9 protein-coding genes are annotated in these 9,599 nt (G+C 33.1%); all 9 read right to left on the reverse strand.

The window, feature by feature from the left end:
- Positions 1–9: 9 nt before the first annotated feature.
- Positions 10–984 (reverse strand): DUF4837 family protein, encoded by a 975-nt coding sequence (locus P5P89_RS08905; RefSeq protein ID WP_278011604.1) that lies wholly within the window; start codon positions 982–984, stop codon positions 10–12.
- A gap of 47 nt (positions 985–1,031) precedes the next feature.
- Positions 1,032–2,837 carry a LysM peptidoglycan-binding domain-containing protein gene (locus P5P89_RS08910; protein WP_278011605.1) on the reverse strand — a complete coding sequence of 602 codons (1,806 nt, stop codon included), beginning with the start codon at positions 2,835–2,837 and terminating at the stop codon, positions 1,032–1,034.
- Between the two features lie 111 nt (positions 2,838–2,948).
- Complete coding sequence (locus tag P5P89_RS08915) at positions 2,949–4,136, reverse strand: phosphoglycerate kinase (RefSeq protein WP_278011606.1); 1,188 nt, start codon at positions 4,134–4,136, stop codon at positions 2,949–2,951.
- A 258-nt stretch (positions 4,137–4,394) separates the two neighbouring features.
- The gene (locus tag P5P89_RS08920; RefSeq protein ID WP_278011607.1) at positions 4,395–4,898 is read right to left on the reverse strand and encodes a hypothetical protein; all 504 of its coding nucleotides are present in this window, start codon (positions 4,896–4,898) and stop codon (positions 4,395–4,397) included.
- A gap of 20 nt (positions 4,899–4,918) precedes the next feature.
- Complete coding sequence (locus P5P89_RS08925) at positions 4,919–5,611, reverse strand: pirin family protein (RefSeq protein ID WP_278011608.1); 693 nt, start codon at positions 5,609–5,611, stop codon at positions 4,919–4,921.
- A 22-nt stretch (positions 5,612–5,633) separates the two neighbouring features.
- Positions 5,634–6,389: a dioxygenase family protein gene (locus tag P5P89_RS08930; RefSeq protein ID WP_278011609.1), complete on the reverse strand. Its 756-nt coding sequence runs from the start codon at positions 6,387–6,389 to the stop codon at positions 5,634–5,636.
- Positions 6,390–6,556: 167 nt separating this feature from the next.
- A complete protein-coding gene (locus P5P89_RS08935) occupies positions 6,557–7,246 on the reverse strand; it encodes a LytR/AlgR family response regulator transcription factor (RefSeq protein ID WP_278011610.1) in 690 nt (229 codons plus the stop codon).
- On the reverse strand, positions 7,243–8,109 hold the full coding sequence (locus P5P89_RS08940; protein ID WP_278011611.1) for a sensor histidine kinase: 867 nt from the start codon (positions 8,107–8,109) through the stop codon (positions 7,243–7,245). Before P5P89_RS08940 ends, P5P89_RS08935 begins: the two co-directional genes overlap by 4 nt.
- A 472-nt stretch (positions 8,110–8,581) precedes the next feature.
- The gene (locus P5P89_RS08945; RefSeq protein WP_278011612.1) at positions 8,582–9,556 is read right to left on the reverse strand and encodes a PorP/SprF family type IX secretion system membrane protein; all 975 of its coding nucleotides are present in this window, start codon (positions 9,554–9,556) and stop codon (positions 8,582–8,584) included.
- Positions 9,557–9,599: the final 43 nt, after the last annotated feature.

Raw genomic sequence — 9,599 nt, forward strand, 5'->3', positions numbered from 1 at the left:
AAATAAAATTTATCTCTTCTCTATTTTGACTGATTTTATAATGGCTTCTAATTCTAACATTAAATCCCGTTCCTGATTTGATGGTGAATAACAGAAACCTTCAATGACCAAAATTCGATTGTAAGCTTCATCAATTATGGCGTAATTGATAAAAGGTCCTGTCATAAAATCGTTTTTTAATTCCCAGGTTCCTTTGGTTTCAAAAGCCTTTTTACCGTTTAAATTTGTAATTGAGAAATAAGGCGCATAATCTTCGCCCGTAATCATATGTGTATTGGGTTCACGCCCTTTAATGTAATGCCCTACAGAGTCACGCATTCTGATAATATTACCTACAACGTCAAGATTTTTAGTAAGCCCGTTTAACGGAATCTGATAAATAAGCAGGCTTGTATTACCACTAATAATTTCTTTTTTAAGCCAGATGAAATTTTTTTTGTGCAGCATATATTCATATCCGACCGGGATTTGAAGATCAATATGAAACTTATTTTTAATAACGGCAGGATTCAAAAGTGATTTGCTGTTATCCTGCTGTACTTTCTTGATCTCGGTTTCCCGAATTGCCCGAATAATTTCTGGAGAATTCATTTCGATACTGCAAATGAGGTCTTCAATTGATTTTCCGTAGATCCTGAAAGTATTGTGAGGCAAAGTTTTATCATTGGTTTTAACCTCAAATTTGTCTACGGCTGACTTTTTAACTACAATAATACTTCGGCTATCGGTTACAAAACCTTCAAGGAGTTTTGCCGGATATTGATTGATTGTAAACAAGGGCTCTTCTTGTGTAAGACCCAAAACCGGTGAAGCAAATTTATTTCGGATGCTGTCACCAACTTCGCCATACCACAACTGATCGTCAATAATGATAGAAATTGTATTAGTTTTTCCTGGTTTTTCCTTTTCCTTGTTTTCGTTCTTTTGAAAACAGGAAACCAGTAAAACGCAAACTAGCAGAAACAAAAAATGGGTTTTATTCATTTTTATACTTTTATGAAATAAAACCCAAATTTAGGTAAGATATTTTATTATCCGTTTATTTTAAGCTTCATTCCTGGTTTAATATCCTCGTCTTTAATTCCGTTCCATTTTTTGATATCTGAAATGGTCACACCAGGATATTTTTTTGAAATACTATATAATGAATCTCCTTTTTTAACATAATAATCTTCTCCAATAGATTTAGCAGAATTTGCTTTTTTCTTAAATGAATCAATTGAATTAGAAGCAACAGCAGTAGTTTCAACAACAGTAGTTTCCTTTTTAGAAACGATTAAGGATTTGCCTAATGCCAGATTATTTGAGTTTAAGTTATTCCACTCTTTTAATTCTGCCAGTGTTACCCCGAATTTTTTAGCAATATTACCCAGATTATCTCCGCTTTTTACCACATATTCTACCTCAATTTCGTTTTTATCAGACGATTCAGCAGATGCAATTGCAGTTTCGACAGGTTTTTTAACTACTTCCTGAGCAGTTTTGGAAACTAAATCCTTAGGTTTTATTTTTAAAGATCTTCCTAATACCAGTGCGTTACTTTTAAGATTGTTCCATTCTTTAATATCTGCTACAGCAACATCATACTTTTGGGCAATCGAACTTAAATTGTCTCCCTTTTGAACGATATAAGATTCAAGATCTAGCGGTTCAGGAACTTTTACTGGTTTTGCTTTTACTTTTGGAGTTAGTTTCTGTGCTAAACGAGAAGGCATTTTATAAATACCTGAATCATATTTTGCGTAAGCATAAATTTTATCCTCGTTAGCTACAAAAGTGGCAACTTTATCTTTTGGCAAACGTAAAAAGTGCTGTTCATTTTGGTAATAAGGCACTACTTTTAATTTATAGGAAGGATTAAGAAGTTCTAATTGAGATTGCGGCATGTCTAACAAATCAGCAATCTGCTTAAAAGTCATTTTTTCTTTGATACGGATAGTATCTGTTTCAAAGTTTTTCACAACAGCTCTTTCAGGGTTGATTCCGTGCTCTTTATGGAATTCGAAAAGGTACATTGTTGCTAAGAAAGCCGGTACATATCCTTGTGTTTCTTTTGGAAGAAAATTACGGATATCCCAGTATTTGGTTTTTCCGCCCGAGCGACGAATTGCTTTTGTTACATTTCCCGGACCTGAATTGTATGAAGCCAATACCAGTTCCCAATCACCAAAAACACTGAACATTTTAGTCATGTATTCAGATGCGGCTGCAGTTGCTTTAAGAGGATCACTGCGCTCATCAATATAGGAATCAATTTTAAGATCGTATTGTTTTCCTGTTCCGTACATGAATTGCCAAAGTCCTGTGGCACCCATTTTAGAAACTGCTTTAGGATTTAAAGCAGATTCTACAACGGCTAAATATTTAATTTCCAGAGGAACATTTTGTTTTGCAAAAGCATCCTCAAATATTGGAAAGTAATATTCTGATAAAGCCATTAATCGGGAAAACGATTTTTTACGATTCTTAAGAAATGACTTTATTATATTCTCCAGTCCCTGATTGTATTCTATTTCAAAAGGCGACTTTTCATTCATTACCTGAAGCCTTTGCTTTAAAAGCTCTGTTGGCAACTCCTGATCAACTGTAACATCTTTATTGATTGTCTGAATGTCCTTAGTTAAATCATCATAAATATCCAGACTTGTTAATTCATTCATCCAAAGACTATCAACACGAATGGCTAAGTCATTTTTTACGAATGATTTTTTTACTGAATCTAAGTACGAGATCTTTACATCAGGCTTTATTTCAGTATCTGCTTTGACTACTTCTTGTGCAAAACCGGCTATTGAAAAAAAGACTGAAACCGCTAAGGAAATTTTTCTTATAATCATATAACATTTTTTTAAAATTCTATAATCCAAACAATTACAGAAATGGTATTTTTACAAACTTAAGCAGAATAAGCGTAAAAATCGCTAAAAAAAATGTTAATTGTTGTTTTTTTAATCTTGAATAGCAGCAATACCAGGCAAAACACGTCCTTCTAACATTTCAAGCATTGCACCTCCACCGGTTGATACATAACTCATTTTGTCTTCAAAACCAAATTGTTTTACAGCAGCAACAGAATCTCCACCACCAACTAAAGAGAACGCTCCTTTTGCAGTGGCCTCAGCAATATAATCACCTAAAGCGATAGTTCCTTTTGAGAAAGTTTCTATTTCAAAAACGCCCAAAGGACCATTCCATAAAATGGTTTTCGATTCTAAAATTACTTTTTTGAAGTTTTCCAAAGATTTAGGACCTGCATCAAGACCTTGCCATCCATCAGGAATTGCTGTTACATCTACAACCTGAGTATTTGCAGTGTTTGAGAAATCATCAGCAGCAATTACATCAACCGGAATGTGAATCTGAACTCCTTTTTCTTTAGCTAATCTTAAAATCTCAAGTGCTAAGTCTTGTTTGTCATCTTCACAGATAGATTCTCCAATTTTTCCTCCTTGAGCTTTGATAAATGTAAAAGTCATCCCTCCACCAATAATCATGTGGTCAACTTTATCAAGTATATTTTCTATAACCGTGATTTTAGAAGAAACTTTAGAACCTCCTAAAACAGCAACAACCGGTTTTTCGCTATTATTCAATACTTTATTTAAACTGTCGATTTCTTTTGCCAATAATGTTCCAAAACATTTTTCAGTTGGGAAAAATTGTGCGATGATAGTTGTTGAAGCGTGTGCTCTGTGAGCCGTTCCAAAAGCATCATTTACATAAATATCTCCAAGAGAAGCTAGTTCTTTAGCGAAAGCTACATCTCCAGCTTCTTCTTCAGCGTGAAAACGTAAATTTTCAAGTAAAAGGACTTCACCTGGTTTTAAATCTTTTGCCGCAGCCTGAGCAGGTTCTCCAATACAGTTTTCAGCAAACTGAACCTGTACACCTAAAATTTCAGAAGCTGTTTTTAAAATATGTTTTAACGAATATTTTTCTTCAGCACCTTTTGGTCTTCCTAGGTGTGACATCAAAATTACGCTTCCACCCTGAGCCAAAATAGCATCAATAGTTGGTTTTGCAGCTTCGATACGTGTTGCATCTGTTACATTGAAATTTTCATCCAAAGGCACATTAAAATCAACACGGATTATTGCTTTTTTATTTTTAAAATCGAAATCGTTTAGAGTTTTCATTTGATAATTATTTATGGTTTTTTTTGAAAGAAAAACAAATATAGAACTTTTACGGTTCTTATAAATTGGGATAAACCAAAAAACCAATAATTTAAAGAACGAAATCGTTATAATTTCACAAATAAATTTCTTTATTAAATATTAAACACAAATTTTGCAATGAATTAGGTTATTGTCAGAGAAAAAAAGCCTTTTTTATTTATCAAATAAAAAAGGCGAAAACAAGATGTGGTTTTTGTTTTTGGAAATAATAACAAATTATTCTTTTTGAATGTAGCAGATAGATAAATGCGGCTGGACCGGAAACATGATCGTTTCATATTCGTTCCTGTTTTCAGTATTTTTGGAAACTATATAATTACCTTCTAAAATACCGAAATAACTTAATAGCGGAGAGTAAAATGTAATTCCGATTTTGTGCTTCGAAAGATCTGTAAAATCACTATTTACAATATCCAGCTGATAATTGACAAATGGAAAATACTGATTGCCCAAAACATCCGAAACTCTGTGAAAACTACCTTTTAATTGCTCCACATACCCGTCTGCCGCAATTCCAACCAGAAAATGCAGCTGAGAGGCTTTTTCGTTTTCAGTCAATAATTCTCTGAAGGTGTTTTTAGGATTTTCAGGCGAATTGAATTGCTGGCTTTGCATTTTATATTCCTTAAAAGTATCTTCAAAAACATATTTGTCCCAGATTATGGTAGAAGAACTATCAATAATTACGCGATATGCCAGCCTTATTTTTGATATTTTCATACTTTTTTTTATTCAACAATTCATTTTAAGGCAACTTCAAAAACTAATAAAACAGCATTTTCAGATAAAGCTTCCCACTGCATTACTTCAGTTTTTTTCATACTCAAACCGTCCCTGGCTTCTAAAAGTCGGTCTTCTACTTCAAAAGCACCGTTAACTATAAATACGAAAACACCGTTGTTAGGGTTCTTCAAAGTGTAAAATCCTTCTTTCCTTCCATCGTAAACACCAATAAAACCAACAACTTGTTCAATTTCAATCAATCGAATTAATTTATTTCTGATCGTAAAATCAATTTCTGATTTCTGAAAATAATTTTTGAAACACTGTAATTCCCTTTGAAAATGAATGGTAAGAAAGCTAACGTTTTCACTTTCGTAAGGATTAAAAATTTCCAAAGTCATTTTATCTACAGCAGCTATTATCTTAACTTCTTCAACTCTTAAAAATTCAGTATTACCCAGATTGTCTTTGCATTCAATTCCACCAAATAAAGGCAAAATAATCACATTTGTATTTGCCTTTATAACTCTGGAAATACAATGTTGGGGAGCTAATATCTCTTCGTTTAAAATCTGTAACGAACCAAATGGTGTTCTGGACAAATCCTGGTACTGGTCGAAATTAAAAGTAGCAAAACAATTGTATTTTTCTGATTTGAAAACACCTCTTGTTTCTGACTTATAAATCTGAGCTGGAATCTGCTTGATCATCTTAAACTATATTTACTGCCTTTTAACTTGCAACGTTAATGGTATGTTTGAGCACAAAACCTTCTGCGATGCTGCCTGTAACTGTTGCCAATTCATTCGAAAAACCATCAGAAAACACATTGTCCGAAGCATTATAGGTATAGCCGGACAAACCTTTGGTATACCCATTTGAAGTTGATGCATTAACCAAAGCAACAGCACTTCCTGAACCTTCAGGAAAAGCAATTTGTGTAACCAGTAATGAAGTTCCGCTGGCGTTGTATATATGAACATGTATGTGTGTTGCTCTGCCGGAATACCAGCCCGGAAATATAGAGGTAAAAGTCACTAAACCATTATCATCCGTAGTTTGCCTTCCTCTTAAAAAATGTACAGAAGTATAATTTACAGATTGCATACCTGTTCCTCCGTACTCAGAATAATAACCATCTTTATCGCAATGCCAGATATCAACAATAGCGCCTTTTAAAGCGGCACAGCTTGCTTTTGTGTTTTTTATGGTAATATTAATTGTAAAAGCAACACCGGTTCTGTCCATGACAATATTTGATTTCACCAAAGAAGATGGTGAAATGGTTGGAAATGGACCCTCGGTTTCAGAAGGAGTTACGGAACAAGTACCTGAGGAACCTGAGTTTGAACCTGTATCAGTGGCCATATCTGTATCAGTTGATGTTTCTGAAGCATCATCGTCTTTACTGCAAGCGTTTATAATTGGAATAGCGAAAGAACCTATTCCTACTAAACCTAAACCTTTTAAAAAATCTTTTCTTTCCATAATTTCTTGGTTTTAATGTTTTATCAATTAAATGATTAACAGTAATTTTCAAGTAAAATTATTCGAAATTATAGTGTTGGAAAAAGTTTGAGGTAATCCACAATAATTATGAGGTAAACGAAGAGAAAAAATAAATTTATAGTAAAATTATTTCAAATAAGGTTCCTTTATTTTTGATTCAGGAGTTCAAAAAATGCAGCTTCATAACTTGTACTTATTGGTATTTCTGTCTGATGAATATGAATTGTTTTATTTCTAATTTTTTCAATTTTAGAAATTGGAATAATAAATGACCTGTGTACACGAACAAATTCGGTGGAAGGCAATTTTTGAAGTATGACTTTTAAAGTCATTCTGGCCACAACAGTCTTTTGATTCTGAATATGAATTTTAAGATAATCATCCAAGCCTTCAATATATAAAATATCTGAGAAAAGGATTTTTATCAAACTATAATCGGCACGTATAAAAAGATATTGCTGTTCCAGATTCTGGTTTTGAGTTTTCCATTGCTGAAATGCTTTTTCAACAGCCTGCTGAAAACGGGAAAACGAAATAGGTTTTAAAAGATAATCAGTAGCGCTTAACGTAAAACCTTCAACAGCAAATTCAGAATAGGCCGTTGTAAAAATGACCATCGTTTTGTGTGGCAGTTTTTTATAAAAATCCAATCCTGAAATAGAGGGCATATTGATATCTAAAAATAGCAAATCGACAGGATACTTTTTAAGATATTTAAAAGCTTCATCAGATTTTGTAAACGTTTTTTGCAAATCGACAAATTCAATTTCAGCACACAGACTTTGCAAAATTTCTAATGCCAGTGGTTCATCATCTAATGCTATTGCTTTTATCATCCTACTTCAATAGTTAAATTTACGATATACTTATCATGACTGTCTTCAATTTTTAACTGATGTTTGTTTGGATATAAAAACGATAGTCTCTCAATTGTATTTTGCAGACCAATTCCGGTTTCAGATTGAATCGAAAATGTTTTTTTATTGGATACCATCAATGTCAATTCTTTTTCATGAATATCAATGTAAATACAAATTTCTGAAGTCTGATCCGGATTTACACCATGTTTGAAAGCATTTTCTATGAAAGAAATTAAAATAAGCGGTGTAATTGCCTTGCCGAAAGGGTTTCCGTTTACTTTATAATCGACACTAACGGTATTTCCCAAACGCGTTTTTTGCAGTGAAATAAAATTATTGATGTAATTGATTTCTTTGCTTAAATCCAGTACTTCATCATTTGCATTGGTAATAATATAGCGCATGAGCTCAGATAACTGTATCACGGCATCGGGAGTTTTATCATCTTTTTTTAAAGCAAGAGCATAAATACTATTAAGTGTATTAAATAAAAAATGCGGATTGATCTGCGCTTTTAAAAAAGCAAGTTCTGACTTCATTTTTTCTTTTTCTACATTTTGCAGCCTTCCGGATATAGCAAATAACAAACTTGAAATTACACCGAGCAAATATACCAGAGCTGTATGTCCGTACTGAGTTGGCGGTCCGCCCATTGTATCAAAAGATATTGGTCCCGGAGGCCTGTTTCGAAAATCCGGAGGCGGTTTCATTCCTTCATTAAAAGGTCCGCGATGATGTAAAAAGGGTTTTTTATGATCCCTAAAATCTAAAAAATTGTGATCCGGGTGATCTAAAAATCCTGAAATCCACACAAAAAATAAAAGAAAACAAGCAATCATTATAAAATATAATAATTGCTTGTTTTGAAAATAATATTGTGGAATTAAATAATAGTAGTTAAAATAAAAGAAACACAATAAACTAAAATAAATAAAAAAATAAATCCGATCATGTACATTAGAGTACAAATTGGGCCACGCAAAAATTGTTTTGACCGATGTAAATGCATAAGGCAAAAAAAGAAACGCCAGACACAAACACAGATGCAGGGCATAAAACGAAAGCTTTGTTTTCATATATGTGAAAGTTGTTTTTTAACTGTCATATATGGTATCGCCATTTATTCTATTGGAATTGCTAAACTTGTAAATGGCGATTTCATAAATCGAATTGATTTATTCAAATTTAGCAATCTTGCGGGTTACAATCAAATTAATGAGGTAAAACCAAATAATCCTGCGATTTTTTTATAAATAATTACTAAAAAAGGCTTTAAAACTATTTTGTTCTAAAGCCTTTCTTTACAATTTATTAATCATGAACCGGACTATCCGTACAAGGACAACTGCTTAATGCCTGAAGGAAATCAAATCCAAGTGTGACAACATGGGTTCCTGAGTTATAATATCCTAAATCGTTAAACATTACCTGATAGGAATATGCAAAATAAATTTTAGACTTCATGAAACCTGCCATTGGCCCCAATGATAAAGGTTTTGGGAACTGGTCATTCAGCATACGATACGAAACTCCTATCCAGTAATATTCTTCATAGCGGTTATAACGTCTGTATTTAAAATTGATATCCGTCGCAGAACGTTTATCACTGGCAAAATACTGATAAAATACCGATGGTTCATATTCGATACGGTTATTCTCTGCATCTCTAAATGTAAATCCAGTATATACCTGATAATTAGATAGTAAATCTGGTTCCACACCTCTAAATTTATTAGTGTTTTTCTTCAAAACATTATTCGCATTAAAACTCAAATAGAAGTTTTTATTACGATATAGTGCACTGATGTCAAAGTTATTATTTGCAGTGTATCGATCATTTGTAATGGAAGGGTCTAAAACAGGATGTTCAATATCAGTACTAAATTCATCTGTATCAATCCTAAAACTATTAAAGTTATAGGAAATACCGAAAGACATATACTGCTTAGAATAATAGTCTAAAATGATATGATGGGCAAATGAAACCTTGGCTCCTGTTTGTCTCGTGTAACCATTTTTATCGTTGTAAACTGAAATACCAACCCCTGAACGATCCAAAAGCCTAAAATCCACATAAGCAGACTGGTTATCCGGTGCGTCTTTAATGCCGACCCACTGCGTTAATCCATTAACCCTTATTCTAACGTTATCACCAATACCTGCATAGGCTGGTGAAATCACAAAAGGATTATCTGCTAAATACTGCGTAAACACCGGTAGGTTTAACTCCTGGCTGTAACCTGATGTTACAGCTAGGAGTACTAAGGATACTATTAATTTTTTCATTGTAATAATTTTTTTAGATAACATCACAGGGGCTGTTATTTTG

Origin of the sequence: Flavobacterium gyeonganense, from assembly GCF_029625295.1 — a bacterium.
Classification (GTDB): Bacteria; Bacteroidota; Bacteroidia; order Flavobacteriales; family Flavobacteriaceae; genus Flavobacterium; species Flavobacterium gyeonganense.